Source organism: Marinobacterium sp. xm-g-48 (assembly GCF_013282925.1).
Lineage (GTDB): Bacteria > Pseudomonadota > Gammaproteobacteria > Pseudomonadales > Balneatricaceae > Marinobacterium_E.
Genome location: NZ_WBYQ01000003.1, coordinates 237,163 through 263,347, shown reverse-complemented (window position 1 = coordinate 263,347; position 26,185 = coordinate 237,163). Strand labels below are relative to the sequence as shown.

Annotated in this window: 26 protein-coding genes and 9 tRNA genes; 26 read left to right on the top strand and 9 right to left on the bottom strand. The window is 47.6% G+C overall.

The window, feature by feature from the left end:
- Positions 1-38 precede the first annotated feature (38 nt).
- The 12 genes from XMG48_RS07375 to XMG48_RS07320 all read left to right on the top strand — a co-directional run bounded on the left by XMG48_RS07375 (position 39) and on the right by XMG48_RS07320 (position 9,829).
- The gene (locus XMG48_RS07375; protein WP_173488738.1) at positions 39-527 is read left to right on the top strand and encodes a regulatory protein RecX; all 489 of its coding nucleotides are present in this window, start codon (positions 39-41) and stop codon (positions 525-527) included.
- A gap of 165 nt (positions 528-692) precedes the next feature.
- The gene (alaS, locus tag XMG48_RS07370; protein ID WP_173481477.1) at positions 693-3,287 is read left to right on the top strand and encodes an alanine--tRNA ligase; all 2,595 of its coding nucleotides are present in this window, start codon (positions 693-695) and stop codon (positions 3,285-3,287) included.
- A gap of 30 nt (positions 3,288-3,317) precedes the next feature.
- The gene (locus tag XMG48_RS07365) at positions 3,318-4,553 is read left to right on the top strand and encodes an aspartate kinase (protein WP_173481413.1); all 1,236 of its coding nucleotides are present in this window, start codon (positions 3,318-3,320) and stop codon (positions 4,551-4,553) included.
- Between the two features lie 75 nt (positions 4,554-4,628).
- Positions 4,629-4,820: a carbon storage regulator CsrA gene (gene csrA / locus XMG48_RS07360; protein WP_173481412.1), complete on the top strand. Its 192-nt coding sequence runs from the start codon at positions 4,629-4,631 to the stop codon at positions 4,818-4,820.
- 61 nt (positions 4,821-4,881) lie between these two features.
- A tRNA-Ser gene (locus tag XMG48_RS07355) sits at positions 4,882-4,971 on the top strand.
- Between the two features lie 10 nt (positions 4,972-4,981).
- Positions 4,982-5,058, top strand: a tRNA-Arg gene (locus XMG48_RS07350).
- Between the two features lie 51 nt (positions 5,059-5,109).
- A tRNA-Arg gene (locus tag XMG48_RS07345) sits at positions 5,110-5,186 on the top strand.
- A gap of 23 nt (positions 5,187-5,209) precedes the next feature.
- A tRNA-Arg gene (locus XMG48_RS07340) sits at positions 5,210-5,286 on the top strand.
- 399 nt (positions 5,287-5,685) lie between these two features.
- Positions 5,686-5,919: an OadG family protein gene (locus XMG48_RS07335; protein ID WP_173481411.1), complete on the top strand. Its 234-nt coding sequence runs from the start codon at positions 5,686-5,688 to the stop codon at positions 5,917-5,919.
- Between the two features lie 39 nt (positions 5,920-5,958).
- Positions 5,959-7,743 carry a sodium-extruding oxaloacetate decarboxylase subunit alpha gene (oadA, locus tag XMG48_RS07330; RefSeq protein ID WP_173481410.1) on the top strand — a complete coding sequence of 595 codons (1,785 nt, stop codon included), beginning with the start codon at positions 5,959-5,961 and terminating at the stop codon, positions 7,741-7,743.
- A gap of 17 nt (positions 7,744-7,760) precedes the next feature.
- A complete protein-coding gene (locus XMG48_RS07325) occupies positions 7,761-9,062 on the top strand; it encodes a sodium ion-translocating decarboxylase subunit beta (RefSeq protein WP_173481409.1) in 1,302 nt (433 codons plus the stop codon).
- A gap of 188 nt (positions 9,063-9,250) precedes the next feature.
- Complete coding sequence (locus tag XMG48_RS07320; protein ID WP_173481408.1) at positions 9,251-9,829, top strand: response regulator; 579 nt, start codon at positions 9,251-9,253, stop codon at positions 9,827-9,829.
- 71 nt (positions 9,830-9,900) lie between these two features.
- On the opposite strand, the gene XMG48_RS07315 is transcribed toward XMG48_RS07320, so the two are convergent.
- Together XMG48_RS07315 and XMG48_RS07310 are read right to left on the bottom strand one after the other, a co-directional pair.
- Positions 9,901-10,851 carry a diguanylate cyclase domain-containing protein gene (locus XMG48_RS07315; RefSeq protein WP_173481407.1) on the bottom strand — a complete coding sequence of 317 codons (951 nt, stop codon included), beginning with the start codon at positions 10,849-10,851 and terminating at the stop codon, positions 9,901-9,903.
- Positions 10,852-10,973: 122 nt separating this feature from the next.
- Positions 10,974-11,050, bottom strand: a tRNA-Arg gene (locus XMG48_RS07310).
- Between the two features lie 192 nt (positions 11,051-11,242).
- Between XMG48_RS07310 and acs the strand changes: the two genes are divergently transcribed.
- A complete protein-coding gene (acs, locus tag XMG48_RS07305; protein WP_173481406.1) occupies positions 11,243-13,195 on the top strand; it encodes an acetate--CoA ligase in 1,953 nt (650 codons plus the stop codon).
- A gap of 137 nt (positions 13,196-13,332) precedes the next feature.
- Positions 13,333-13,998: a response regulator transcription factor gene (locus tag XMG48_RS07300; protein ID WP_173481405.1), complete on the top strand. Its 666-nt coding sequence runs from the start codon at positions 13,333-13,335 to the stop codon at positions 13,996-13,998.
- A gap of 67 nt (positions 13,999-14,065) precedes the next feature.
- Here XMG48_RS07300 and XMG48_RS07295 read toward each other — a convergent pair whose 3' ends face one another.
- The 4 genes from XMG48_RS07295 to XMG48_RS07280 all read right to left on the bottom strand — a co-directional run bounded on the left by XMG48_RS07295 (position 14,066) and on the right by XMG48_RS07280 (position 16,132).
- On the bottom strand, positions 14,066-14,488 hold the full coding sequence (locus XMG48_RS07295) for a DsrE family protein (RefSeq protein WP_173481404.1): 423 nt from the start codon (positions 14,486-14,488) through the stop codon (positions 14,066-14,068).
- A gap of 67 nt (positions 14,489-14,555) precedes the next feature.
- Positions 14,556-15,164 (bottom strand): OmpA family protein, encoded by a 609-nt coding sequence (locus XMG48_RS07290; RefSeq protein WP_173481403.1) that lies wholly within the window; start codon positions 15,162-15,164, stop codon positions 14,556-14,558.
- Positions 15,165-15,272: 108 nt separating this feature from the next.
- Positions 15,273-15,572: a YciI family protein gene (locus XMG48_RS07285; RefSeq protein WP_173481402.1), complete on the bottom strand. Its 300-nt coding sequence runs from the start codon at positions 15,570-15,572 to the stop codon at positions 15,273-15,275.
- Between the two features lie 8 nt (positions 15,573-15,580).
- Positions 15,581-16,132: a septation protein A gene (locus tag XMG48_RS07280; RefSeq protein ID WP_173481401.1), complete on the bottom strand. Its 552-nt coding sequence runs from the start codon at positions 16,130-16,132 to the stop codon at positions 15,581-15,583.
- A gap of 55 nt (positions 16,133-16,187) precedes the next feature.
- Between XMG48_RS07280 and XMG48_RS07275 the strand changes: the two genes are divergently transcribed.
- Positions 16,188-17,036, top strand: coding sequence for a PHP domain-containing protein (locus XMG48_RS07275; protein ID WP_173481400.1), 849 nt, complete (start codon positions 16,188-16,190; stop codon positions 17,034-17,036).
- Positions 17,037-17,051: 15 nt separating this feature from the next.
- A complete protein-coding gene (locus XMG48_RS07270; RefSeq protein ID WP_173481399.1) occupies positions 17,052-17,669 on the top strand; it encodes an L-threonylcarbamoyladenylate synthase in 618 nt (205 codons plus the stop codon).
- Here the strand turns inward: XMG48_RS07270 and XMG48_RS07265 are convergent.
- Positions 17,666-18,694, bottom strand: coding sequence for an oxidoreductase (locus XMG48_RS07265; RefSeq protein ID WP_173481398.1), 1,029 nt, complete (start codon positions 18,692-18,694; stop codon positions 17,666-17,668). The genes XMG48_RS07270 and XMG48_RS07265 overlap by 4 nt on opposite strands.
- A gap of 104 nt (positions 18,695-18,798) precedes the next feature.
- Between XMG48_RS07265 and rmuC the strand changes: the two genes are divergently transcribed.
- Positions 18,799-20,238 (top strand): DNA recombination protein RmuC, encoded by a 1,440-nt coding sequence (rmuC, locus tag XMG48_RS07260; RefSeq protein WP_173481397.1) that lies wholly within the window; start codon positions 18,799-18,801, stop codon positions 20,236-20,238.
- Here rmuC and XMG48_RS07255 read toward each other — a convergent pair.
- A complete protein-coding gene (locus XMG48_RS07255) occupies positions 20,220-21,098 on the bottom strand; it encodes a LysR family transcriptional regulator (protein WP_173481396.1) in 879 nt (292 codons plus the stop codon). The two genes, rmuC and XMG48_RS07255, sit on opposite strands and share 19 nt — an antisense overlap.
- Positions 21,099-21,211: 113 nt before the next feature.
- Here XMG48_RS07255 and XMG48_RS07250 point away from each other — a divergent pair, with 113 nt between their 5' ends.
- From XMG48_RS07250 to XMG48_RS07225, 6 genes are all read left to right on the top strand, one after another.
- Positions 21,212-21,799 (top strand): FMN-dependent NADH-azoreductase, encoded by a 588-nt coding sequence (locus XMG48_RS07250; protein WP_173481395.1) that lies wholly within the window; start codon positions 21,212-21,214, stop codon positions 21,797-21,799.
- A 33-nt stretch (positions 21,800-21,832) separates the two neighbouring features.
- Positions 21,833-22,675 carry a pirin family protein gene (locus XMG48_RS07245; RefSeq protein WP_173481394.1) on the top strand — a complete coding sequence of 281 codons (843 nt, stop codon included), beginning with the start codon at positions 21,833-21,835 and terminating at the stop codon, positions 22,673-22,675.
- A gap of 151 nt (positions 22,676-22,826) precedes the next feature.
- Positions 22,827-22,902, top strand: a tRNA-Glu gene (locus tag XMG48_RS07240).
- A gap of 3 nt (positions 22,903-22,905) precedes the next feature.
- Positions 22,906-22,981, top strand: a tRNA-Gly gene (locus tag XMG48_RS07235).
- Positions 22,982-22,997: 16 nt separating this feature from the next.
- Positions 22,998-23,073: transfer RNA gene (locus tag XMG48_RS07230), tRNA-Glu, on the top strand.
- A 5-nt stretch (positions 23,074-23,078) separates the two neighbouring features.
- Positions 23,079-23,154: transfer RNA gene (locus XMG48_RS07225), tRNA-Gly, on the top strand.
- 11 nt (positions 23,155-23,165) lie between these two features.
- On the opposite strand, the gene XMG48_RS07220 is transcribed toward XMG48_RS07225, so the two are convergent.
- On the bottom strand, positions 23,166-23,579 hold the full coding sequence (locus XMG48_RS07220; RefSeq protein WP_173481393.1) for a PA2817 family protein: 414 nt from the start codon (positions 23,577-23,579) through the stop codon (positions 23,166-23,168).
- A gap of 82 nt (positions 23,580-23,661) precedes the next feature.
- Here XMG48_RS07220 and XMG48_RS07215 point away from each other — a divergent pair, with 82 nt between their 5' ends.
- From XMG48_RS07215 to queF, 3 genes are read left to right on the top strand one after another with little or no spacing between them, the layout of a single operon-like run.
- Entirely contained in the window at positions 23,662-24,585 is a 924-nt protein-coding gene (locus XMG48_RS07215; protein ID WP_173481392.1) for an ABC transporter ATP-binding protein, read from the top strand.
- A complete protein-coding gene (locus tag XMG48_RS07210; protein ID WP_173481391.1) occupies positions 24,585-25,358 on the top strand; it encodes an ABC transporter permease in 774 nt (257 codons plus the stop codon). The genes XMG48_RS07215 and XMG48_RS07210 overlap by 1 nt, the downstream gene beginning before the upstream one ends.
- Complete coding sequence (queF, locus tag XMG48_RS07205; RefSeq protein WP_173481390.1) at positions 25,358-26,182, top strand: NADPH-dependent 7-cyano-7-deazaguanine reductase QueF; 825 nt, start codon at positions 25,358-25,360, stop codon at positions 26,180-26,182. Before XMG48_RS07210 ends, queF begins: the two co-directional genes overlap by 1 nt.
- Positions 26,183-26,185: the final 3 nt, after the last annotated feature.

Sequence of the window (26,185 nt, the reverse complement as noted above, 5' to 3'; positions counted from 1 at the left end):
TCACAGAATAGAGGGGCTTCGGCCCCTTTTTTATTTCTATGCAAAAACGACAAAAGAGACCTATAGAAACAGAATCCGAGCTAAGGTCCTTTGCCTTCAGTTATTTGGCTAGGCAAGAGTATTCGCAGAGTCAATTACGTGAGCGTCTTGCAAAAAGATGTGAAAAACCTGAACTCATAGAGAGGGTGTTAACTTACCTTGTTGAAGAGGGGTATCAATCTGATAGCCGCTTTGCAGAGAGCTACATTCGAGTGAAATCCGATCATGGGCAAGGTGGTAAGAAAATAGCTTTCGATCTGAGTCGTAAAGGAATTTCTAAGCAATTAATCGAAGAGTTATTAGATAGTCGCAAAGACGATCCCAAGCAGGTCGCGCTTGAGTATCTAAAACGCAAATTTGGTGAAGAGCCTCCTGAAGATATGAAAGTGAAAGCAAAATGGTTTAGACATATGGCTGGACGTGGTTTCAACTATGGTGAAATCGAATACGCATTTCGTTATCAAAATAGTGATCCCGATTACGACTAATCACCGTTAATTTGGTCAATTCCCCCGCACTACCCCCTACGAGTTTCACTCTAGTTTGTATATACTTATCCGCTATTTTGCCAAGGTTGTACCTGTATCAATTTAGGTACGGCTATTTTGGTGTCAATTTAAGATGATAGAGACTCGGCTGATTCTATGAAAAAGATGACCAGTGCTGAAATTCGAAACGCATTTCTGGACTATTTTGCTAGTCAGGGACATGAGGTGGTTTCTTCAAGCCCACTGATCCCTGGCAACGATGCCACACTGCTTTTCACCAACGCAGGTATGGTTCAGTTTAAAGACGTATTCCTGGGTAGCGATAAACGCAACTACTCTCGAGCAACAACCTCGCAACGTTGTGTTCGTGCCGGTGGTAAACACAATGACCTAGAGAACGTAGGCTACACTGCTCGTCACCACACTTTCTTTGAAATGTTGGGTAACTTCAGCTTTGGCGATTACTTTAAAGAAGATGCCATTCGATTTGCTTGGACCTTCTTAACGGAAACCTTGGGTCTTCCAAAAGAGCGTCTATGGGTAACCGTTCACCACAGTGATGATGAGGCAGAACGTATCTGGAAAGAGACCATGGGTATCGACCCAGAGCGTTTCTCTAAGCTTGATGAAGATAACTTCTGGGCGATGGGTGATACAGGTCCTTGTGGTCCATGTACAGAGATTTTCTTCGATCATGGTCCTGATGTTTGGGGTGGCCCACCAGGAAGCCCAGAGGAAGATGGGGATCGATACATCGAGATCTGGAACGTTGTCTTTATGCAGTACAACCGTTCTGCTGATGGTGAAATGACACCGCTAGAGCGCCCTTCAATTGATACCGGTATGGGTCTTGAACGTATTGCTGCCGTTATGCAGGGCGTTCATTCGAACTACGAAATTGATCTGTTCCAAAACCTACTTGCAGCGACAGCTGAAGTAATTGGTACCAAGGATCGCGATAACAAATCACTTCGCGTAATCGCTGACCATATCCGTTCATGTTCATTCTTAATCACTGATGGCGTGACGCCTTCAAACGAAGGGCGTGGCTATGTTCTTCGTCGTATTATGCGCCGCGCCATTCGTCACGGTAATAAACTCGGTGCTCAAGGAACCTTCTTCTACAAATTGGTTGCGCCCCTAGTTAAAGAGATGGGCGAAGCCTATCCTGAGCTTGCAAAAATGCAGGAACAGGTTGAGCGAGTGCTTCTTAAAGAGGAGGAGCAGTTTGCTCGTACCCTAGACAAAGGACTGGCACTTCTTGAAGAGGAGATTGCAAATCTTCAGGGTACGGTCGTTCCTGGCTCAGCAGTATTCAAACTCTATGACACTTATGGTTTCCCGGTTGACTTGACCGCCGACGTTGCGCGCGAGCGTGAACTGACCATTGACATGGAAGGCTTTGAAGCAGCAATGGCTGATCAGCGTGAGCGCGCTCGTGCATCAGGATCTTTCAATGTGGATTACAACGATAAGCTAGAGATCGATGGCGTTACCGAGTTCTCTGGTTATGAGCTTCTGGAAGATCGTGTTGAGATTGAAGCGATCTTCAAAGAGGGCGAATCAGTCACAGAGCTATCTGCTGGAGAGTCCGGTCTTGTGGTTATGACTCGTACACCTTTCTACGCTGAATCGGGTGGTCAGGTCGGTGATACTGGTCAGCTGGTTTGGGATAGCGGTACGTTTGATGTGGCAAACTGTACAAAAGAGGGTAAGAGCCATGTCCATCACGGCTCTGTGACTGAGGGCGTTTTAAAGGTCGGAGACCAAGTTAACGCACTGGTTGACAAAGCTCGTCGTCAAGCTGCGGCTCTTAACCACTCAGCTACGCACCTTTTACATGAAGCGCTTCGTCGCGTGCTCGGAGAGCATGTGCAGCAGAAAGGCTCGCTGTGTAATGATGAACGTCTCCGTTTTGACTTCTCACACTTTGAAGCGGTTACTGACGAAGAGCTCAAAACCGTTGAACAGATGGTCAATGAACAGATTCGTGCAAATACGTCAGTAGAAACCGAAATCATGGCGATTGATGCTGCGAAGGAGCGCGGAGCTCAAGCCCTATTTGGTGAAAAGTACGATGATGAAGTACGTGTTCTATCCATGGGTGGCGACTTCTCAGTAGAGCTTTGTGGTGGTACTCATGCTTCTCGTACGGGTGATATCGGTATGATGAAGATTGTCTCTGAGTCGGGTATTGCATCAGGCGTGCGTCGTATCGAGGCGATTACCGGTCTTGCTGCTCTCAACTGGTTTGAAGAGAGTGAGTCACTACTGGGTGAACTCGGCGTAATGGTTAAAGGTTCTCGAGATTCACTGCTAGAGAAATTCCAAGCATTGAACGAACGTAGCCGTTCCCTTGAGAAAGAGATTGAACGATTGAATGCAAAACTGGCGGCTGCCCAGAGTGGTGAGTTGCTCTCGTCGGCGCTTGAGATCAACGGTATCAAGGTTTTGGCAACAGAAGTTCAAGGTGTTGACCCTAAATCGCTTCGCGACATGCTGGATCAGCTTAAGAATAAGTTGGGCAGGGGTGTGGTTGTGCTTGCAGCGCACGATGGAGAAAAGGTTAGCCTTGTCGCGGGTGTGACGAAAGACCTTACTGGTCAAGTAAAAGCGGGTGATCTGATTCGTGAGCTTGCCACTCAACTTGGCGGTAAAGGCGGTGGTCGACCTGATATGGCTCAGGGCGGTGGCACCGATATAGCGGCTCTTCCTCAGGCGATTGCTGCGGTACCCGAATTAGTTAGAGCTGCACTTTAATCGTGCAGCGTTAATTGGAAATAGAGATAGATGGCTTTATTTGTACAAAAGTATGGCGGTACCTCAGTAGGTTCAGTAGAGCGTATTGAAGCAGTCGCTGACAAAGTAAAACGATTTAAGGATCAGGGGCACGACATTGTCGTGGTTGTCTCTGCTATGAGCGGTGAGACCAATCGTCTTATCGGTCTTGCTAAAGATATCACTGATAATCCAGATCCACGTGAATACGATGTTTTGGTATCAACGGGTGAGCAGGTGACGATTTCACTGCTCTCTATGGCTCTGAAAAAGCGTGGTCTAGGTGCGAAGTCTTACACTGGCGGTCAGGTCCGTATCCATACTGATAGCTCACACACCAAAGCGCGTATCCAAAGCATCGATACCAGCAAAATGCGTTCAGATCTTGATGAAGGTAACGTCATAGTTGTAGCTGGCTTCCAGGGCATGGATGATGACGGCAATATCACGACCCTAGGTCGCGGTGGCTCTGATACAACGGGTGTTGCTCTGGCGGCTGCTTTAAAAGCTGATGAGTGTCAGATCTACACGGATGTCGACGGCGTCTACACGACAGACCCGCGCGTGGTAGAAGGTGCCCGTCGTCTCGATAAAATCACCTTTGAAGAGATGCTAGAGATGGCCAGTCTCGGTTCAAAGGTTTTGCAGATTCGCTCGGTTGAATTTGCAGGTAAATACAATGTTCCATTACGTGTATTGTCTAGCTTCCAAGATGGTGGCGGTACACTTATTACTACAGAGGAAACTGATAGCGTGGAAAATCCAATTATTTCAGGCATCGCGTTTAACCGTGACGAAGCAAAACTGACGGTGTTGGGTGTGCCTGACCTTCCAGGTATTGCATCACGTATCCTAGGTCCTGTCTCGTCTGCCAATATCGAAGTAGATATGATCGTTCAAAACGTAGCAGCCGATCAGACTACCGACTTTACATTCACAGTACACCGTAATGATTACGATAAAGCCTTGGTTATCCTTGAAGAGACGGCTAACGAGCTAGGTGCGCGTGAAGTGAAAGGCGACAATAAGATTGCTAAAGTCTCTATCGTGGGTGTGGGTATGCGTTCTCACGCAGGCGTTGCAAGCAATATGTTCACAACCCTGGCTAAAGAGAATATCAATATTCAGATGATCTCAACTTCCGAGATCAAGGTCTCTGTAGTAATCTCAGAGAAGTATATGGAGCTAGCGGTTCGTGCACTGCACAGTGCGTTTGAACTCGATCAAGCAGACAGCGTCGCTGAATAATCGCTATCTAGCATAATTGGATTCGCACATGGCGATCACTTGGTCGCCTATCTTAAATGGATTTAGGAGAAGCTGATGCTAATACTGACAAGGCGAGTTGGTGAAACTCTAATGATTGGTGACAATATCAGTGTCACTGTTCTTGGTGTCAAAGGTAATCAGGTGCGAATCGGTGTGAATGCACCAAAAGATGTTTCCATTCATCGTGAAGAGATCTACCAAAGGATCTTGGATGAAAAAGAGCAGGAAAATAGCGGAAAGTCGTAAGTTTTTCCCTTTTAGGGTTTAACTTTAGTCACCTCTCTTGTACTATACGCGCCGTTGATCAGGAGCGGTGGCCGAGTGGCTGAAGGCGCACCCCTGCTAAGGGTGTATACGTTTACGCGTATCGAGGGTTCGAATCCCTCTCGCTCCGCCATCAAGATTAAGCGCCCGTAGCTCAGCTGGATAGAGTACCTGGCTACGAACCAGGCGGTCGCACGTTCGAATCGTGCCGGGCGCGCCAATCTTGAGTTTTCACTTCTTTAGTGTTTTCATCGACCAACATCTGAAATAAGCGCCCGTAGCTCAGCTGGATAGAGTACCTGGCTACGAACCAGGCGGTCGCACGTTCGAATCGTGCCGGGCGCGCCATTTCAGAATCACGCAATACTTCAGCGCCCGTAGCTCAGCTGGATAGAGTACCTGGCTACGAACCAGGCGGTCGCACGTTCGAATCGTGCCGGGCGCGCCATATTCAAAAGAAATGCCACCTTTAGGGTGGCATTTTTTTTGAACTTGACGTGTCCAGCCGAGTCAACGTGCTCGTTCGACTAAAACGCAGGCCACCATCTCCACTACCCACCTTAAAACAAATTGAGACTTTCTCATTCTTTAGTCGCAATGAAAGTTATTCCGAAACTAACACTTATACGCCGTTACAGAGTGCGTAAACACTGCAGCTTCATTCGTAAGTTGACTGGTAAGTTAAAAAAACGACCTTTTTTGTAAATTCACTACATACAAAGTGGGCTTGATATGGCTGCGGGGCTATGGGATAACTGTTCCCTATGCTGTTGGGTAGGGGTTACTTTGCGCATAGATCCAAGGATTATGCCAAGCCCTTTGAATTATTTTTATTGGAGTAGAGTAGATGAATAGTCTGATATCAGAAGGCCTCAACCTTATGGTCTATGGTATGGGGTTCGTTTTCGTATTCCTTACGCTGCTGGTCATTGTCACTACATTGATGTCTAAGCTGGTAAACAAGTTTTTGCCAGAACCGATTGTAGAGCCAAAAGCCAAAGCGTCTGCGCCTCAAGCTGCAGGCAACAATGATGAGTTGTTGGCTGTATTGTCGGCAGCGGTTCATAAATACCGTAAGTAATTTTAGGCACTGCCTTTTAACAAGAGAGAACTTAAGTTTATGTCTGATGCAAATAAGCCTCTTGGTATCACGGATGTAGTTTTACGTGATGCGCACCAATCATTGTTTGCGACTCGTCTTCGCCTCGATGACATGCTTCCTATTGCTGAGAAGCTAGATAAGATTGGCTACTGGTCGCTAGAGAGTTGGGGTGGTGCCACTTTTGACTCATGTATTCGTTATCTAGGTGAAGATCCTTGGGATCGTATTCGCCAACTTAAAGCAGCAATGCCAAACACTCGCCAGCAGATGCTACTGCGCGGTCAAAACCTATTAGGTTACCGCCACTACGGTGATGATGTGGTCGAGCGTTTTGTTGAGCGTTCAGCAGAGAGCGGTATCGACGTATTCCGTATCTTCGATGCGATGAATGACCCTCGTAACCTTGAGAAAGCGATTGCGGCCGTTAAAGCGACTGGCAAACACGCTCAGGGTACGATCTCTTACACTACTAGCCCAGTTCACACCATCGACATGTGGGTGGATTACGCTAAGACCCTTGAAGACATGGGTGCTGATTCAATCAACATCAAAGATATGTCAGGCATTTTGACCCCTTACGGTGCGTTTGACCTTGTATCTCGTCTGAAAGCTCAGACGGGTCTTGAAGTTCAGCTTCATGCTCACGCAACGGCAGGTCTGTCTGATATGACCATCCTAAAAGCAGTTGAAGCGGGCATTGATCGTGTTGATACAGCGATTTCCTCAATGTCGATGACCTACGGTCATACAGCAACAGAGTCTGTAGTAGCGGCTCTAGCAGGTACAGACCGTGATACCGGCCTAAACCTAGAAGCACTTGAAGAGATTGCAGCCTACTTCCGTGAAGTTCGTAAGAAGTACGCTAAATTTGAAGGCTCACTGCGTGGTACTGACAGCCGCATTCTAGTGGCTCAGGTTCCTGGTGGTATGTTGACCAACATGGAGAGTCAACTTAAAGAGCAGGGCGCAGCGGATAAGTTTGATGAAGTGTTGGCTGAGATCCCACGAGTACGTGAAGATCTTGGTTACATTCCACTGGTGACACCAACATCACAGATCGTTGGTACTCAAGCGGTTATCAATGTACTCGTTGGCGAGCGTTACAAAACTATTTCCAAAGAAGTTCAGGGTATCCTTAAAGGTGAGTACGGAGCAGCTCCTGCGCCATACAATGCTGAGCTTCAGGCTAAAGTTCTTGATGGAGCAGAGGCTATCACTTGCCGTCCAGCTGATCTTCTCGAGCCAGAGATGGATAAGCTTGTTGCAGAGCTTAAAGAGATCGCAGTTGAAAAGGGTATTGAGCTAGAAACGGGTGAGCGTGAAATTGATGACGTGCTTACTTACGCTCTGTTCCCTCAGATCGGCCTTAAATTCCTTGAAAATCGCGGTAATCCAGACGCGTTTGAACCAGTACCCACTTTAGAGGATGCGCTAGCTATGTCAGCACCTAAGAAATCAGGACCAGAAGTTTACACAATCACAGTCAATGGCCAGAACTACGTTGTTCAAGTAGCTGAAGGTGGTGATATTACAGCCGTTGCTCCTGCTGCGGCAGCACCTGCCGCTCCAGCCGCTGCGCCTGCAGGTTCAGGTGAGGCTGTACCAGCTCCACTGGCCGGTAACATCTGGAAAGTTCAGGTCTCTGCTGGTCAAGCGGTTCAAGAGGGCGATGTGCTTGTTATCTTGGAAGCGATGAAGATGGAAACAGAAGTTCGTGCAGCGCGTGCTGGTACAGTGACTTCAGTTGACGTTAAAGAGGGCGATGCCGTTCAGGTTGGCGACTCTCTGGTATCTCTTGCCTAATTTGAGGTGACGGTTTAATGGAAAAGATCCTTCAATTGTGGGAAGCCTCAGGCATCTACAACATCTCAGGCGGTCAGATTACTATGATCGTTGTGGGGTTGTTGTTGCTCTTTTTGGCAATCCGCAAAAACTTTGAGCCACTGCTGCTTGTGCCAATCGGTTTTGGTGGCATCATGGCGAATATTCCCGAGGCTGGGCTCGCGTTCTCTGCAGTAGAAAATGCGGTTCACTTTGCAAAACCTGAAGTGCTTCAGGGGTTGGCTGCTTCTTTGAATATCACCAGTGTGGATCCTCACGACATACTGCATGCCTACCACGGTTCTAATCCGTCTACGCACCATGCAGCCACTATGGTTGCTGCTGACTCGGGTTACAGCAACGGTATGCTCTATAACTTCTACTCTGTAGCTATTGCTTCGGGTGTTGCTCCGCTACTGATCTTTATGGGCGTTGGTGCCATGACTGATTTTGGTCCGCTCCTTGCTAATCCTAAAACTCTATTCTTGGGTGCCGCAGCTCAGTTCGGCATCTTTGCAACGGTATTGGGTGCTGTGGGCCTTTCAGCTATGGGTATCATGGACTTCACAGTTCAAGATGCAGCTGCAATCGGCATCATCGGTGGTGCCGACGGTCCTACAGCTATTTACGTTGCCAGCATGCTTGCCCCTCAATTACTGGGTGCGATCGCTGTAGCGGCCTACTCATACATGGCACTAGTGCCAATGATTCAACCGCCAATCATGCGTGCATTGACGACTGAATCAGAGCGTAAGATCGCAATGCACCAGCTTCGTCATGTCTCTAAGACTGAGAAGATCATGTTCCCGATAGCGCTGTTGATTCTTGTTGCACTGTTGCTTCCGGATGCAGCCCCACTATTGGGTATGTTCTGTTTCGGTAACCTGATGCGTGAATGTGGCGTTGTGGACCGTCTGAGTGATACAGCACAGAACGCTCTAATCAACATCGTGACGATCTTCCTAGGTCTATCGGTTGGCTCTAAGTTGAGCGCTGATAAATTCCTGGACATGAACACACTGGGCATTTTGCTTCTTGGTATCGTTGCTTTTGGTATCGGTACAGCTGCAGGTGTCTTGATGGCTAAGCTGATGAATAAGCTTGAGGGTGGTAATGCAATCAACCCACTTATTGGTTCAGCGGGTGTCTCTGCTGTTCCTATGGCTGCTCGTGTCTCCAATAAGATCGGTTTAGAGGCTAACCCTCAAAACTTCTTGCTGATGCATGCCATGGGCCCTAACGTAGCCGGTGTGATTGGCTCTGCGGTTGCTGCAGGTGTCATGATTAAGTTTGTTGGTTAACCTTTATTAACCATTATAAAAAGCGCCCTCGGGCGCTTTTTTGTTACCTGACAATTGTGAATTTTGAATATTCTCTAACTTTTTTTACAAAAGTGACTTCGTTTTATTTTTTATCGTCTATGCTTTGTATAGAGAAAGAAAATAGACCCGCAGTATAAAGGCAGTATCTGCGCTTTAGGAATTGAAGAATGAAGACGCTCAGTACAGGTGAAATCGCTAAGCTTTGTGACGTTAATTTACGAACCGTCATTCGTTGGATCGAGCGAGGGGCTTTAAAAGGTTTTAAACTTCCAGGCCGAGGGAATAACAGAGTTCGCGTAGAGGACTTCTTAGCCTTTCTGGTTGAGCATGAGATCCCGATTCCTGCTGAACTGCAGGAAGATAGTCGCAAGGTTCTTGTTGTGGATGATGAGCCTGCCATCGCGCGTGCATTACAGCGCGTGTTACGTAAGCATGGTTTAGTCGCAGAGGTGGCCGCTGATGGTTTTCAAGCGGGTACCAAGCTGATGAAAGATCGCCCAATTCTGGTGACCTTGGATCTCAGTATGCCGGGCCTAAGTGGTTACGATGTACTGAGTTTTGTTCGCGAAACTCCAGAAATAGCTTCAACAAAAATATTGGTCATCTCGGCATTGGGCAGTGAAGCCCTCCAAAAGGCGATCGATTTGGGAGCCGATGCGATTTTGAATAAGCCGTTTGATAATCATGAGTTGGTCGAAGTGATCAATAAGTTGGTTGGAACACCGGCGAAAGCTGAAGATATTTAACAGCTATTCAGACAGCAAACCACAAAAAAGCCCGCTAATGTTTGTTAGCGGGCTTTTTTGTCATTAGGCATTTAGTCAGCGATTTCTGAGCGATTTTTCCCCTCGGATTTTGCAAATTTCAGCGCTTTTTTCGCTGCTTTATAGAGTTCTTCAGGGTCATCACCGATATCGATTGCCTTGGCTGCTAGAGTGATTTGTATGTCGACTTTCTGGTTTCGAACTAGATAGCTACGTGAGGCCAGTTTCATTCTGACCCGTTCCATAATGCCGTTAATACAGTCCTCGGGAGCATACTGATTCAGCATGATGCCAAACTCATCGTCCTCGGTACGAGCAATGATGTCGCCTGAGCGAAGATTAAAGCTTAATAGTCTGCCGACCAATTTTAAAACGTCCTCACTGGTTTGAGGCCCGACGGACTCAACAATCGAGCTAAAATTATCGACATCTAAGAGAATTAGGTAGGAGGGTGCAACGCCTGGCAAGGCCGTGCCAACAATCGCTTGAGCCTCTACTTGCTCCATCAGAGCCGTTCTATTGAGTAGACCGGTCAGTGGATCAGTCGCAGTTAGGCTTTTCACTAGCTCATCGTAATTACGTTTCTCATCATCACGTTGTTTTTGAACGAGCTCTTCGTTAATGATCGCAAGCAGTTCACTATTGTCCCAGGGCTTGGACATGTAGCGGTGAATTCTACCTTCATTAATGGCACTCACCGTCATATCAAAATCTGAATAACCAGTCAGTAGAATACGAACCGTATTAGGTGTAATTGACATGGTTTTTGCCAGGAATTCATCACCTCTCATCTCGGGCATTCGCATGTCAGAAACAATCAGATCAACCTCATTGGATTCAAGGTACTTCAGGGCTTCCGGTGCCGATGTGAAACCGATAACTTCGTAGTGGCTTGAACGTAACACCCTGCGAAGCGAGTTAACGACAGACTCCTCATCATCCACGCATAAAATCTTAGCGGCTTCGGTCCGATCAAGGTATCGGCTATTGTCTAAAGAGCTCATCAGTACAACTGTCCTTCGGGTCATTTATGTCATATGACTTAAGGTATAGTTTAGGGTCTGGGATCTGTCAAATTGATCAGGAAAAATAATCTGTTTTCATTATGAAATGAGAGATAGGAGAGTGGCACCCCAGAGACGATTCGAACGTCCGACCTACCCCTTAGGAGGGGGTTGCTCTATCCAGCTGAGCTACTGGGGCACTGGCAGTGAATTCTAAAGCCTCATTTCGACTATGCAATAGGATTCTGTTGAATTACTTAGACTAAAGAGTCCTTTTGAACAGACCAATGTCTAATTCTGACTTAGGGTAGCTCAGGTTATAAATATTGCACTTTAATAAATAGAGTGTGGCAATGATTGCCGTACCCAAACAATCTAAGGGAAAGAACTAATGAGCGATAAGATCTACCCAGTATCTGCAGAGTTTGCTGCTAACGCCCATGCTGATGAAGCTAAATACAACGAGATGTACCAGCAGTCAGTTGAGAACCCAGATGCGTTCTGGTCTGAGCAAGCTAAGCGTATCGACTGGATCAAGCCTTTCACTAAGGTTAAGCACACATCGTTTGATACTCATAATGTTGATATCCGTTGGTTCGAAGATGGTACGTTGAACGTTGCGGCAAACTGTTTGGATCGCCATCTAGAGACTCGTGGTGATCAGGTTGCGATCATCTGGGAAGGTGATAACCCAGAAGAAGATGAAAAGATCACTTATAGCGATCTTCACGAGCGTGTATGTAAGTTTGCCAACGTACTTAAAGCGCAGGGTATTAGTAAAGGTGACGTAGTCACTCTTTACCTTCCAATGATCCCTGAAGCGGCTGTCGCTATGCTGGCTTGTGCTCGTGTTGGTGCCGTTCACTCGATTGTATTTGGTGGTTTCTCTCCAGAAGCACTCGCTGCTCGTATCGAAGGTGCAAACTCTAAACTGGTTGTGACTTCTAACTTCTCACTTCGTGGTGGTAAAGCGGTTCCACTTAAAGCGAACGTTGATGAAGCTCTGACTCACCCTGGTGCAGCTAAGTTCTGTGAAAAAGTGGTTGTTGTAAACCGCGTTGATCAAGATGTTGCTTGGCATGAGAGCCGTGATGTTTGGTATGAAGAGGAGATGGCAAAAGCCTCTGCTGATTGCCCACCTGAAGAGATGAACGCTGAAGATCCACTGTTCATTCTTTACACTTCAGGCTCTACTGGCGCGCCTAAAGGTCTTAAGCACACCACAGGTGGTTACCTAGTCTACGCATCAATGACCCATCAGTACGTCTTTGATTACCAAGAGGGTGATATCTACTGGTGTACAGCCGATGTGGGTTGGGTAACAGGTCACAGCTACATTGTGTACGGTCCACTAGCAAACGGTGCTACGACACTGATGTTTGAAGGTGTTCCAAGCTACCCAGACATGAGCCGTTTTGGTCGCGTTATCGAAAAACACAAAGTTAACCAGTTCTACACCGCGCCTACGGCCATCCGTGCCTTGATGCAGAAAGGTGAAGATGTTCTAGGCGACTCTGATCTATCCTCTCTTAAACTGCTAGGTTCGGTTGGTGAGCCAATCAACCCTGAAGCTTGGGAGTGGTACAACCGTGTTATGGGTGCTGGTAAGTGCCCAATCGTTGATACTTGGTGGCAGACTGAGACAGGCGGCATCATGATCGTACCTCTACCTGGTGCGACAGCGACTAAGCCGGGTTCAGCAACTCGTCCATTCTTCGGTGTTCAGCCAGCGCTACTGGATAACGATGGCAAAGAGATTGAAGGTGCAGGTGAAGGTAACCTTGTCATTAAGGACTCTTGGCCTGGTCAATCTCGCTCAATCTGGGGCGACCACGAACGTTTCGGTCAGACTTACTTCTCTAGTTTCTCTGGCTACTACACAACGGGCGATGGCGCACGTCGTGATGAGGACGGCTACTACTGGATCACTGGTCGTGTAGACGATGTAATCAACGTATCTGGTCACCGTATGGGTACCGCAGAGGTTGAGTCTGCGTTGGTCGCTCACGAAGCGGTTGCTGAAGCTGCGGTGGTAGGTTACCCACACGATCTTAAAGGTCAGGGTATCTACTGTTACGTAACGCTGCAGGAAGGCATGGAAGCTTCTGATGAGCTTAAAGTGACACTGCGTAACTGGGTACGTACAGAGATTGGTCCAATTGCATCACCGGATTTGATTCAGTTCGCACCCGGTCTACCTAAGACGCGTTCTGGTAAGATCATGCGTCGTATCCTTCGCAAGATTGCGGAAGACGATTTCGGTGCTCTTGGTGATACCTCTACCTTGGCAGATCCAAGTGTGGTGGATGACCTGATCGAAAACCGCATGAATCGTAAGAGCTAAACACTCTTATTAAAAAACCCACGACTCGTCGTGGGTTTTTTTATTTCCATTTGAACTGGAAACTAATCCATTATTCGATTAACTTATACCCTACAAAAAAGCGCTATACTGCCTTTCTAGGCTTGTCGGAGAATACTATGCAACTGGCTCAAAAAATTATCATTGCGGATGATCACCCACTGTTTCGTGCAGCGCTGAAACAGGCGGTTTCCCAAGCGGTTTCCGGAGTGGAGATTATCGAAGCGGATACTCTTGAGTCTGTTCAGAATGCCGTTGAAGAGCATGGTGATGCTGACTTGGTGCTTTTGGATATCCATATGCCAGGTGCTCAGGGTTTCTCTGGTCTGGTATTCCTTCGTGGTCAACACCCTGGTGTTCCAGTGATTGTCGTCTCAGGCAGTGAAGAGACTCATGTTATGAAGCGTGCGATCGATTACGGCGCGTCAGGCTTTATTCCTAAGTCTTCTCCGCTAGAGACCATTTCAGAAGCGATTGTTGCTGTTCTTCAAGGTGATGAGTGGTTGCCAGAGGAGTTAGAAGAGTCAATGGATGACCTTGTTACAGACGAGGATCAGAAGTTTGCTGAAGCGATTGCCTCTTTGACGCCACAACAGTTCCGTGTACTGACGATGCTGACGGAAGGACTATTGAATAAACAGATCGCTTACGATTTAAACGTTTCTGAAGCCACCATCAAAGCTCACGTGACGGCGATTCTTCGTAAGTTGGGTGTCCACAGTCGGACCCAAGCTGTCATCGCTGCACAGCGTCTTGGAGTAGAACCTCCCAAGACAGAGGGTTAACACCTGCTCATAAGAAAGCCGCTCATACTTGAAGCGGCTTTTTTGTATCTAAAGCTTGTGTTGGCATCTAGGGTCTAACGTAGATATAACCCTGTTGCTGCAGTCGGACGATTTCAGGGAGTCCGGCTTTGACAACGTCCTCTTCACTGACATCGTAAAGTGCGTCGTAGCCTATTTTGTATCCGGTCAGTGAGTTTCCGCAAATGACAAACTCTGTCCCCATAAACTTCAGCGTATCTATGGCGCCCTGTTTAGCGGTATCGTCAACTGCCGACATAAAGTATTCGATCGCTTCACCATGGATAACCGCTTTGATCTCGACACTGTCCTCACCCAATTCATTAATATGATTTGAGATGTTGCTGAAGGTGTGACCAATGCGTGATTCATCCCCATAGTTGATGTGATACACCACCTTTTGCGGCTCATAGTCGTTGGCCATGACTAGGGGGCTGGATAAAAGAGCAAACAGAGCGAAAGTCTTAAACATCTTCAGATACCTTAAATACAAAAAAGCCGGCTACGCGCCGGCTCTTGAAGCGTGTGTAACTCTTAGATTACATCTGCTTCTCAGTTTTTTCACCTGCTACTTCGATGTCGACACGGCGGTCTGGACGAAGACAGGCGATTAGTTGAGCGCCTTTGCCAGTACAGTTCGCTACCGGAGCTGTTTCACCTTTAGCATCCACTCGTAGTTTCCAATCTGTAACGCCAGCGCCTTTAAGCTCTGATGCAACAGCGGTAGCACGATCTAGTGATAGCTTCTGGTTGTAAGCGTCTGAACCGATGCGGTCTGCGTAGCCTACTAGCTTAACGCTCTCAACGTATGAAAGTGATTTAATAAAATCAATTACGCTGCTAAGTGAGCCCACTTTGGTACTGTTGAAGTCAAAGTAGACAGCAAATTTACGTTTGGCATCGACTTCGACCATTTTTGGTTCTGCTGGTTTTGCCATCTCCTCTTCAACAGCAGGAGCTGCAGTCATACATTCTGTAGCCGGCTCCATAAGTGTTGAGTTTGGAGTCATGATGCAGTTTCCATTACCGTCACGTACAAACGAGCCATCGGTTGCAGATACTAGGTAGCCAGCATTTTCGCCATGGGCCATTGCTGAACCGCTAGCAATAGCTAGTAACATACTTGTAGCGAGTGCGATCTTTTTCATTATCTAATTCCTATCTTGTTCGACCTGTTGTTAAGTCTTAATGCCTATATTAACTGGGCGAGTCTTAACCCTAATTTAACTGTAGACCAAGATTTGAAAAAATGTGATTTAAGGTAAAACTTTTTTGTACGGCTTTACTTTAACCTCTGCGTAGACATCAGCGGCGACGTAGGGATCCGCATCTGCCCAAGATTTTGCATCTTCCAGAGAGGCAAATTCAGCGATCACTAGGCTGCCTGTGAACCCTGCTTCACCCGGATCTTCAGAATCGATCGCAGGGTGGGGGCCTGCAACCAGAAGTCGACCTTCAGCACTTAATGCTTTAAGTCTCTCTAAGTGCTCAGGGCGAGCAGCCAATCGGCGATCCAGTGAATTAGGTTTATCTTCAGAGATAATAGCGTAGTACATAAACACCTCTATTTTTCGGTGGGTGCTTCAGGCTCTTTTGCATGTTTTGCAATATAGAGGCCCTGAAGAATGATGAAAAGGATGGTTAAACCGAGCATACCGAAGAGTTTGAAATCGACCCAGATCTCTTCACTAAAGTTGTAGGCAACGTAGAGATTGACGATGCCGACTGCAACAAAGAAAACGACCCAAGCAAGATTCAAACGTGACCATACCGCTTTGGGTAACTCCATGCTTGAGCCCATCAGACGCTCAACGACGGTCTTATCGCCAATGAACTGTGTGGCCAAAAAGCCTACCGCAAATAGCCAGTTAACGATGGTCGGCTTCCACTGGATGAACGCCTTGTCTTGAAAGGCGAGCGTTGCACCACCCAGTAGAACCACTAAGACCAGTGTCACAAGCTGCATTTTCTCGATCTTGCCTTGAACTTTCCAAGAGTAGAGCATCTGCAAAAGGGTTGCCGGTATTAGAACAGCGGTCGCCAACAAAATGTCATTGGTGAACTTATAGACCGCAAAAAAGACGATAACTGGAAGAAAATCGAGTAGTATCTTCATAAAGAACCTCTGAAAAAATTTGCCACAGTATAAAAGCTCAAACGCAAAGTTAAAAATGATGATTCCAGCAATCGGTCAATTTGACCTTCATATGCACAGTAATGTTTCCGATGGCACCTTAAGTCCAACGGAGTTAGTGCAGCGCATCTCCAAAACCGATGTGAAGGTCATGGCATTGACGGATCACGATACCTTAGGTGGATTGGCTGAAGCGAAAGCGGAAGCAGATCGCCACGGCATCCAGTTTATAAACGGTGTTGAGTTGACCTGTGACTGGCGTGGTCGCGTTATTCATCTGGTGGGACTTGGCTTCGATCCCAGTTCTGACAAGTTTGACGGTTATATGGATCACTTAATCCAGCTCAGGTACCAACGTGCAGAGAAGATTGCAGAGCGATTAGAGAAGCGCGGTGTTGCTCGAGGTCTGTTTGACCTCGCTAAACAGTATGCAGGAGAGGGTCAAATTGGTCGCCCCCACTTTGCACAGGCGCTATTAGAGCTGGGTAAAGTCGAGTCGATGCAAGAGGCCTTTGATAAATACTTAGGTCAAGGTTGTGCGGGCGATGTTAAAGCGGAATGGCCTGCCATCGAGCAGAGTATTGCTCTGATTAAAGAGGCCGGCGGTGTGGCGATTCTGGCTCACCCCACCAAGTACAAGATGACCTTCACTAAGCTTCGTGAACTGATGGCAGACATGCTTTCAGCGGGGGCTGATGGGTTAGAGGTGAGCTATCCTGGCGTAACGCCTGGTCATCAGCATGAACTGATTAAGTTGGCTGATCGAGCAAATTGTTGGGTCTCAGCAGGTAGTGACTTCCACTCCCCCGATCAACGTTGGACTGCACTTGGTCGTTATCCCCATTTTGATGCGCAACGAGTCATCGTTGAGCAGTTATGTGCCTAACGGCACGGAGTTATTATGAGCCAGTTCTTTTCGATTCACCCCGACAACCCGCAAGCGCGATTGGTGTCACAGGCTGTTGAAATTCTGAATAAGGGTGGAGTGATTATCTACCCGACGGATTCAGGCTACGCACTAGGCTGTCACCTTGGTGATAAGAACGCCATGGAGCGTATCCAGCGTATTCGCAGGCTCGATGATAAGCATAACTTCACGCTGGTCTGTCGTGACCTCTCAGAGATTGGAACCTACGCAAAGTTAGGTAACAGTATGTTCCGCTTTATTAAGTCACATACTCCTGGTGCTTATACCTTCATTCTCAACGCGACGACGGAAGTGCCTAGACGCTTAATGCACCCTAAGCGCCGTACCATAGGGATTCGCATACCGGATAATAAAATTGCCATGGCCATCGCAGAAACCTTGGGCGAGCCGATCATGAGTACGACTCTGATCATGCCTGATGAAGAGATGCCTCTTACTGATCCTTATGAAATTCGCGAGTTGCTAGAGCATGCTGTTGATCTTGTTATCGATGGTGGATACTGCGGTATGGATCCAACGACAGTGCTAAACCTGACAGATGACGAAGTCGTTATTGTTCGTGAAGGTGCAGGACCTACCGATACATTCTAAATGAGCTCGATACTCTTCTGTTCCTGTGAGGATAGAAATCCCGCTTCAATAATGGCGATTTGATCGACAACAGATTCCAAAGGGACGGGGTTCTCTGCAACACCCTCTATAAAGCCTTTAACCTGCTCAAAAAACTGGGCGTAATTGCCTGGCTCTGTTGTGACCCTCTCATCGCTTTGTTCGTTATGCAATCTGCCAAAATTAGCAAACTCCTCTGCGGTCCAACTTGGCGTAGAGAATGCTTTGCCGTTAATCAGCTGCGCCTCTTGAGGATCCAGTGCATATTTCACAAATCGACCTTGGGTTCCCTGAACATCGAATCTTAGAGGGCGGCCAAAGCAGAAGGGTGAGCTGTGCAGTTTAACGACTGTGTTTGAGTAGTGAAGCAGTACATCAAAATAGTCATCAACAGAAGCTCCCTCCCTTAACGTCCTGATATCCGCGGTGACGGCTGAGGGTTTACCAAAGAGTTGCAAGGCTTGGTCAACAAGGTGAGGCCCAAGATCAAACCAGATGCCCGCTCCCTCACCGGGAAGTTCGCGCCAGCGAGTTTTAGGGATTGGCCTGGCACGATCAAAGTGCGACTCAAAACGTCTGATTTCACCCAATCGACCTGACCTAAGTAGCTTTTTAAGGGTGAGAAAGTCACCATCCCAGCGTCTGTTTTGAAAGATGCTGACCGAGCCCGATGATTCCTTCTCTAAACGAATTAACTCGTTCAACTGTGAACTCGATGTGCAGGCGGGCTTGTCGAGGATAACCCGCTTTCCGGCTTTAAGCAGAGCCTGAGTGATCTCAAAATGGGAATCGTTTGGAGTGGTGACAATGTAGAGTTCCGCACTGCTCGATTCGAGCATCTCTTGATAGTGGCGATAGGCGATCATCTCAGGCCAGTACTGTTTGGCCTCGGTTGCATTAGATCCGCTAGCTGCAATCAGTTCATAGCCATCAAGTGTTCTTAAAAAAGGCTCGTGAAAGGTTTTAGCTGCAAATCCATAGCCAATGATGGCGGTTTTTATCGTCATTAAATGCTCTATTTCTTAACTCGGGGCTTGGGTCCACTTATTGAAACAGGTTAATCTGTGTCCTTAATTTGAACAAGCTGTTTGATCGGTTTTAGGAGTGGGTTTTGGAGTTGTTAGTCGCGTTAGGTTTCAGTGTTGTTGTCATAGTTGTGGGTTATCTATGGCACCGCTCATCCCTTGCCCATAGACTTTCAGAGGTGGCTCAACAGCAAGTGCAGCTTGAATCTAAGTTGGCGGTGGTCGAGTCTCAACTGACCTATAAAGAGTCCCTGATTGCAGAAAAGGAGTCCCGTCTATCTGAGTTAAAAGGCGAGTTGGAGGTTGAGAGGCAGCAGTCGGCTCAGTTACGAAACCAGCTAATGCAGTTGGGTGAAGAGAAAGCGCGTCGTGACACTGAACTTGAGCAGAAAGAGGTGCATTTCGCTCAGCAGATCAAACAGCTGGAAGAGAGTCGTACCCTTTTAAAAAGGGAGTTCGAAGCGCTGGCGCAAGAGATTCTTGAAGCGAAAGGGAAAAGCTTTCAGGAGCAGAGCCAGCAGCGTTTGGACGCTCTGTTAAAACCGATGACGTCTGAGATGAAAGGGTTCAAAGAGCGCATCGAGAAGATACACCAGTTTGATAACGAGCAGCGCTCCAAGCTGACGACGGAACTGCAGCAGCTAAAAGATCTCAATGCGAAAATTACTACGGAAGCTGAGCGACTCAGTTCCGCGCTTCAGGGTCAGAAGAAGATGCAGGGTAACTGGGGTGAGCTGATGCTCGAAAATGTCCTCGATTCCAGTGGATTGCGCCGAGGTAAAGACTACAAGCGTGAAGTGAGCATCAATACTGAAGAGGGGAGACAGCGCCCTGATGTTGTGGTCTATCTTCCACAGAACAAGCATTTGATTATTGATGCCAAAACCTCACTATCTGCTTACACACGCTACGTAAATGCGGAAGATCCCCATGAGCGGGCTCAGGCGCTCAAAGAGCATGCTGAAGCGATGCAAGCTCGCATTAAAGAGCTATCCGACAAAAGCTATTTCAAGCTCAATGGGCTCAACTCACCAGAGGTGGTTGTGATGTTTGTGCCGATTGAATCGGCCTATGTTGAAGCGCTCAAATACAATGAGACGCTATTCCAAGAGGCCATTGAAAAGCAGGTACTGGTGGCAACACCAACGACGCTATTAACGGCTTTGAATATTGTGCGTCAGCTGTGGCGCTTTGAAGATCAATCAAAACACAGTGCTCAGCTGGCCGACCGTGCAGAAAAAGTCTATAGCAAACTCAGCTCTTTCCTTATGAGTATGCAAGATGTTGGACGTAAGCTCGACAGTGCGCGCACCAGTTACGATAAAGCCTTGGGTCAGCTCTACTCAGGTAAGGGGAACCTCATCAAACAGGCGGCTGAGTTTAAAGAGCTGGGTGTTTCTGTTCAGAAAGAGCTACCGGCGGAGTTGGTTGAAAAAGCCTCGCTTGAATTAGAATCTCCCTATACAGCAGGCGCATCAGACACATCTGACCCAGTAAGAATTGAGCCTCAACAAAACTCTGATTGAACCTCGGTGATCAGGTGCGCTAACGCTTTTACTCCTGGAGTGGATGTTTCTCCATGCGTCAGTATTAGGTAAAGCTCTGCAAAGCGCTCGTTGCCTTCTGCTAAATTGAGGGGTTTTAACGCTCCGCTGGCGAGGTGATTTGCAATCAGCGCTTCGGCGTACCAGGCGAACCCCATGCCCTTAATAGCAGCCTCAATAGAGAGATCGGGCGAATCGAGCGTCCAACGCTGATTGGCCCCGAGCCACCCCGCATCAATATTACGAACGCCTGTGTCTCTCACGACGAGTTGTCGGTGCTCTTGAAGCATTTCGAGGGTAATGGGTGTCTCAATTTGATGCAGTGGGTGAGAGGGGGCAGCGGCCGCTACAAATCTAAATCGTCCTAAACTCTGACCGACAAACCCTGGTGGCACGCGACCACCGATGACTATATCGGCATTCCGCTCTAGCAGAGCCTGCTCAGAACCGCTAAGAACAGAGCGTTGATAGTCAATCTTGGTCTGCGGTTGCTGTTTTGAAAAACGTTCTAGCGCCTCGAGAATGATGCTGTTCGGGTAAATTGCCTCAATACGAAGTTTGATACGAGCCTCTGCGCCCAATGCAAACTGACTGGCGAGAGTCTCAATGCGGGTTGCTCGTGCGATCAGCTCGCGGGCATGAACCACTAGCTGTTCACCCTCTGTGGTCAAGACCGCACGCCGACCTTGAGTGGTGAAAAGTATTACGCCGGTACTCTGCTCAATCTGTTTGATGGCATAACTTAGTGTTGATTGGCTTTTATTGATTGATTCGGCTGCTTTCGCAAAGGTTTCGCTATCCGCTACAGCAATCAGAGCTTGCCACTGTTCTAAAGATATCATCTCATTTCATCTAATATATCGATCATATAAATCTAAATTTTGCTATTTATCATCGAAATTATAGATGAGATTATCACCTCATCAAACAGATAATTTTTTAAAAGGATATTGAAATGGCGACTCTACTTCATATTAAAACCTCTCTATTTGGTGACAATGGTCAGTCAGCGCAACTGGCGAAAAGCTTTGTTGATAAATGGCTGGATGAAAACAGTGATGGCGTGGTCATCGAGCGTGATCTAGCTAGTGATCCTGTACCTCATTTGGATGCTTACCGAGTAACAGCATTGAATAGTCCGGCTGAAGAGCGTGACGCTGAACAGAGTGCTATCGTTGAGTTTGCTGACGCACTGCTTGCTGAAGTTAAATCGGCTGATACGATTGTTATCGGTTTGCCAATGTACAATTTCAATATTCCAAGTCAGCTTAAATCCTGGTTTGATCACCTGGCTCGTGCTGGGGTGACGTTCCATTACACAGAACAAGGCCCAGTAGGTCTAATCGAAGATAAACCCGTATACCTAGTTGCAACTCGTGGTGGTCTTTACGCAGAGCAGGGTCAGGATTTCCAGGTTGATTTTGTAAAACAGTTCCTAGGCTTTATTGGGCTTAAAGATACTCGTCTTGTTTTGGCTGAAGGGCTCGCGATGGATACGCATCGAGATCAGTCACTAGAACAGGCTCGAGCAGCGTTTGTGTAAACGGCTGAAACGACAATAAAAAGGAGAATCGTTATGAACCGAGTGATTAAGCGTCGAGTGCCCGGCGTCGACAGTATGGATGGTGCTGGGGTTCGGATTCGTCGCAGTGTAGGCAAAAGCCAATTCGCACGCATCGATCCATTTCTGATGTTGGATTGCTTCTCGTCAGACGATCCTGATGACTACATTGCCGGTTTTCCTGCCCATCCGCACCGTGGTTTTGAGACAGTCACCTACATGCTCGATGGCTTAATGAAACATCGTGACCATATGGGTAATGAGGGGATCCTGCGTCCAGGGAGTGTGCAGTGGATGACAGCGGGGCGCGGTGTGATTCATGAAGAGATGCCTCAGCAAGAGAACGGCTTAATGCGCGGATTCCAGTTATGGGTCAATCTACCTGCAAGCGAGAAGATGAAGCCGGCGGCTTATCAAAATATTGAACCCGAGGAGATCACCGAGATTCAACTACCTAATGCCTTCATTCGATTGGTGGCGGGTTCGTTTGAGTTTGATGGTCAGCACTACACTGGGCCAGTGTCAGGGATCAGTCGTCAGCCCATTTTTATGGAGGTTCGTTTATCACCGAATGCCGAGCTTGAACTGCCTGTCGCTGAGAACCTGTCAGGTTTTGTCTATCTATTCGAAGGGACGGGTTATCTTGCTGATGATAAGCTAGAGATCCATGAGGCAGCCGAGTTGTCCGACGGTGATGCGATTCAACTGACAGCGGGTGCAGAGGGGGCGAGACTGATGTTGATTGCGGGTGAAGCGATCGGTGAGCCAATTGCACAGTATGGTCCGTTTGTCATGAATACAACGGATGAGATAGAGCAGGCGATTGCCGATTATCGTGCCAACCGTTTGACAGGTTAGAGGTTTTAACGGGGAGGGTGCCTAGAATTTAATCAGTTGACTCAAATATTCGAGGAAAATTGTAATTTTTTCGAAATGAGGGGTTGACGGCTAATAGGGTGCTCCGTATTATTTGCGCCTCCTCACAGAGGAACGCAATACATTAAGTGTTGTCCCATTCGTCTAGTGGCCTAGGACACCGCCCTTTCACGGCGGTAACAGGGGTTCGAACCCCCTATGGGACGCCATCCGCGGGAATAGCTCAGTTGGTAGAGCGCAACCTTGCCAAGGTTGAGGTCGCGAGTTCGAGCCTCGTTTCCCGCTCCAATGTATTGTCTACGACGTCCCATTCGTCTAGTGGCCTAGGACACCGCCCTTTCACGGCGGTAACAGGGGTTCGAACCCCCTATGGGACGCCATTTTTGCGGGAATAGCTCAGTTGGTAGAGCGCAACCTTGCCAAGGTTGAGGTCGCGAGTTCGAGCCTCGTTTCCCGCTCCAATCTCCTCTTCTTAATGTCTCTTATCGTCTAACGGCGTAATCATCATATTTCGTAGCTGAAGATAGTCGATTGTTGCATCTTGTGACTCTTGCTCGAATCGTGCTTCGTCGAGTGCTTGGTACTGTGCAATCTCCTCATCGCCCAGATAGTGAATACAATCACCGCCAAATAGCCAGAGTAAATCGCGAGATAGCAGGGGTAGGTGTTGTGGGAATGCTCCCACGATTCGCGTCATTAGGGTCTGGCCCAGTTCAAACGCGTCCGCTGAGTGCTCTTCGTAGGCAGCGATTGTCTGTTCAAACAGCGCAAGCAGCTCATCGGACTCCGTTGTTAAGGTTTCGTCACTGTTGAAAGGTGGCTGCTTTATAAGGTTGTTATAGCCAAGCTTCAGTAGATTTAGATGAAATTGATGAAAATCGGTCAACGGATAGTCCCTGTTTGTCTGTATAATTTGCGTTTAACTATGAATACGTTACTGAGTTAATTTTCTCAAAGGTTAGCACTGAATGGAACTTGCTCTTCAAATTCGTGGGTTGGAAAAAACCTACGGGAATGGCTTTAAAGCGCTTAAAGGGATCGATCTGGATGTAAAGCAGGGCGATTTTTTCGCTCTGCTAGGTCCCAATGGGGCGGGTAAATCGACCACCTTGGGTATCGTCACATCCTTGGTCAATAAAACGGATGGTAGTGTGTCAGTCTTTGGCCACAATATTGATTCTGACCTGACCCAAGCAAAGCTCTGCATGGGCATTGTCCCTCAGGAGTTTAACTTCAACTTCTTTGAGAAAGTTGAAGACATCGTTGTGACTCAAGCGGGTTACTACGGGATCCCCTCTTCTATCGCCAAAGAGCGTGCAGAGCACTACCTAAAAGCCTTGGGTTTATGGGATAAACGTGACAATCGAGCACGCCAACTCTCAGGTGGTATGAAACGTCGTCTGATGATTGCTCGTGCGTTGGTTCATAACCCTAAATTGCTGATTCTGGATGAGCCGACTGCAGGCGTGGATATTGAGCTACGTCGATCGATGTGGGAGTTTCTTACCAAGATCAACGAAGAGGGCACGACGATCATCCTGACGACTCACTACCTTGAAGAGGCTGAGTCACTCTGTCGCAATATCGCGATCATCGATCAGGGTGAAATTATTCAAAATAGTTCAATGAAATCGTTGTTGGCTAAACTGAATAACGAGACCTTTATTCTAGATCTTGATCGAGATCTTAAGAGTCTCCCCGATCTCGATGGCTTGGAAGCGCGTTTAGTCGATGAGCATACCCTGGAAGTCGATCTGCCTAAGGGGCATGGTCTCAACAGCGTATTCGCGCAGTTAACAGCGCAAAACATCGCCGTGCTTAGTATGCGTAATAAAGCCAACCGTCTTGAAGAGTTGTTTGTCGAACTGGTTGAACACAAGGGGGCTAAATAATGAACGGAAATCTTCTTTGGGTTGCCTTCTCAACAATCGTAGTGAAAGAGGTTCGACGCTTTACTCGAATTTGGGTTCAGACACTGATTCCGCCTGCGATCACCATGACGCTCTACTTTATTATCTTCGGGAATCTGGTTGGCTCTCGGATCGGTGAGATGGATGGATTCGACTACATGCAGTTCATCGTGCCGGGTCTGATTATGATGTCGGTGATTACCAACTCTTACGGAAACGTCGTCTCGTCATTTTTCGGTACTAAATTTCAACGTCACATTGAAGAGCTGCTCGTCGCACCGGTGCCTAACTGGGTGATTTTGGCCGGTTACGTCATCGGTGGTGTTGCTCGTGGTTTAGCCGTTGGATTCATCGTCACTCTATTGTCGCTGTTCTTCACTGATCTGACGTTAGCGCACCCCTTTGTAACGCTCAGCATTCTGTTTTTGACTGCTGTCGTCTTCTCATTGGGTGGCTTCATCAATGCGATCTACGCGATTTCGTTCGATGATATTGCGGTGGTGCCAACCTTTATTCTGACGCCTCTAACCTATTTAGGTGGCGTGTTTTACTCAATCTCACTGTTGCCTGAGTTTTGGCAGGGGGTCTCTCAGCTCAACCCCATTCTCTACATGGTGAATACATTCCGTTATGGAATCTTGGGCGTTAGTGATATTGACGTCACCTTTGCGTTTGGCATGATCATTCTGTTTATTGCAGTGTTAGGTGGCTTTGCGCTGCACCTTCTAAACACAGGTAAGGGGATTCGAAGCTAATGAACGAACCAGAAAAGGTCCTCCACTCACCCCTAGGTAAAGAGACGGTCTACGCCAATCAGTACGATCCCTCACTGCTTTACCCCATAGAGCGAGATATCAATTGGCAAGCGCGCGGCGTTGATCGCTCCACCTTGCCCTTTTTTGGGGAAGATATCTGGAACAGTTATGAGATCAGTTGGTTGAACGCTAAGGGCAAACCGATTGTTGCACTGGCTCAGTTTCATATCCCAGCAACGTCGACGCATATCGTCGAGTCTAAGTCATTTAAGCTCTACCTAAACTCCTACAATCTGAGTCGCTTTGACTCTGCTGATGAGGTGGCTGCTCAGATGGCTAAAGATCTATCAGACGCGGCGGGCGGTCAGGTTCGGGTGACGTTGACCTCTCCTCAAGATGCGGTGCAGATTGAATCCTTTGACGGTCGTTGCATTGATGATCTTGATATCACGGTGGCTCACTACGAACCAGCTCCTGAGCTACTATCAAGTCAAGGTGAAAACGTCACCGAGACACTGATTTCTCACCTGCTTAAATCCAACTGTCCAGTGACAGGTCAGCCCGATTGGGCGAGCGTTCAAATCAGTTATAGTGGACCGAAAATAGATGAGGAGGGTCTGCTAGGCTATCTGATCTCCTACCGTGAACACGGCGATTTCCATGAGCAGTGTGTAGAGACGATCTTTATGGATATTTTAGAGCGTTGTCAGCCCGAAGAGTTGACGGTTTATGCGCGTTACGTGCGCCGAGGCGGTCTGGATATCAACCCTTACCGTAGTACGCTCGATACTTTGCCAAAAAATCCACGATTAAGCCGACAATAAGGA

Bases quoted from the DNA above. Each gene is read 5' to 3' on its own strand.
- XMG48_RS07375 (WP_173488738.1), top strand. From the start codon at position 39: ATGCAAAAACGACAAAAGAGACCTATAGAAACAGAATCCGAGCTAAGG.
- XMG48_RS07265 (WP_173481398.1), bottom strand. From the start codon at position 18,694: ATGACGATAAAAACCGCCATCATTGGCTATGGATTTGCAGCTAAAACC.
- XMG48_RS07320 (WP_173481408.1), top strand. From the start codon at position 9,251: ATGAAGACGCTCAGTACAGGTGAAATCGCTAAGCTTTGTGACGTTAAT.
- XMG48_RS07315 (WP_173481407.1), bottom strand. From the start codon at position 10,851: ATGAGCTCTTTAGACAATAGCCGATACCTTGATCGGACCGAAGCCGCT.
- acs (WP_173481406.1), top strand. From the start codon at position 11,243: ATGAGCGATAAGATCTACCCAGTATCTGCAGAGTTTGCTGCTAACGCC.
- XMG48_RS07290 (WP_173481403.1), bottom strand. From the start codon at position 15,164: ATGAAAAAGATCGCACTCGCTACAAGTATGTTACTAGCTATTGCTAGC.
- csrA (WP_173481412.1), top strand. From the start codon at position 4,629: ATGCTAATACTGACAAGGCGAGTTGGTGAAACTCTAATGATTGGTGAC.
- XMG48_RS07215 (WP_173481392.1), top strand. From the start codon at position 23,662: ATGGAACTTGCTCTTCAAATTCGTGGGTTGGAAAAAACCTACGGGAAT.
- XMG48_RS07275 (WP_173481400.1), top strand. From the start codon at position 16,188: ATGATGATTCCAGCAATCGGTCAATTTGACCTTCATATGCACAGTAAT.
- XMG48_RS07285 (WP_173481402.1), bottom strand. From the start codon at position 15,572: ATGTACTACGCTATTATCTCTGAAGATAAACCTAATTCACTGGATCGC.
- XMG48_RS07325 (WP_173481409.1), top strand. From the start codon at position 7,761: ATGGAAAAGATCCTTCAATTGTGGGAAGCCTCAGGCATCTACAACATC.
- XMG48_RS07245 (WP_173481394.1), top strand. From the start codon at position 21,833: ATGAACCGAGTGATTAAGCGTCGAGTGCCCGGCGTCGACAGTATGGAT.
- queF (WP_173481390.1), top strand. From the start codon at position 25,358: ATGAACGAACCAGAAAAGGTCCTCCACTCACCCCTAGGTAAAGAGACG.
- XMG48_RS07210 (WP_173481391.1), top strand. From the start codon at position 24,585: ATGAACGGAAATCTTCTTTGGGTTGCCTTCTCAACAATCGTAGTGAAA.
- XMG48_RS07250 (WP_173481395.1), top strand. From the start codon at position 21,212: ATGGCGACTCTACTTCATATTAAAACCTCTCTATTTGGTGACAATGGT.
- oadA (WP_173481410.1), top strand. From the start codon at position 5,959: ATGTCTGATGCAAATAAGCCTCTTGGTATCACGGATGTAGTTTTACGT.
- XMG48_RS07335 (WP_173481411.1), top strand. From the start codon at position 5,686: ATGAATAGTCTGATATCAGAAGGCCTCAACCTTATGGTCTATGGTATG.
- XMG48_RS07280 (WP_173481401.1), bottom strand. From the start codon at position 16,132: ATGAAGATACTACTCGATTTTCTTCCAGTTATCGTCTTTTTTGCGGTC.
- XMG48_RS07295 (WP_173481404.1), bottom strand. From the start codon at position 14,488: ATGTTTAAGACTTTCGCTCTGTTTGCTCTTTTATCCAGCCCCCTAGTC.
- XMG48_RS07270 (WP_173481399.1), top strand. From the start codon at position 17,052: ATGAGCCAGTTCTTTTCGATTCACCCCGACAACCCGCAAGCGCGATTG.
- XMG48_RS07300 (WP_173481405.1), top strand. From the start codon at position 13,333: ATGCAACTGGCTCAAAAAATTATCATTGCGGATGATCACCCACTGTTT.
- XMG48_RS07255 (WP_173481396.1), bottom strand. From the start codon at position 21,098: ATGATATCTTTAGAACAGTGGCAAGCTCTGATTGCTGTAGCGGATAGC.
- XMG48_RS07365 (WP_173481413.1), top strand. From the start codon at position 3,318: ATGGCTTTATTTGTACAAAAGTATGGCGGTACCTCAGTAGGTTCAGTA.
- alaS (WP_173481477.1), top strand. From the start codon at position 693: ATGACCAGTGCTGAAATTCGAAACGCATTTCTGGACTATTTTGCTAGT.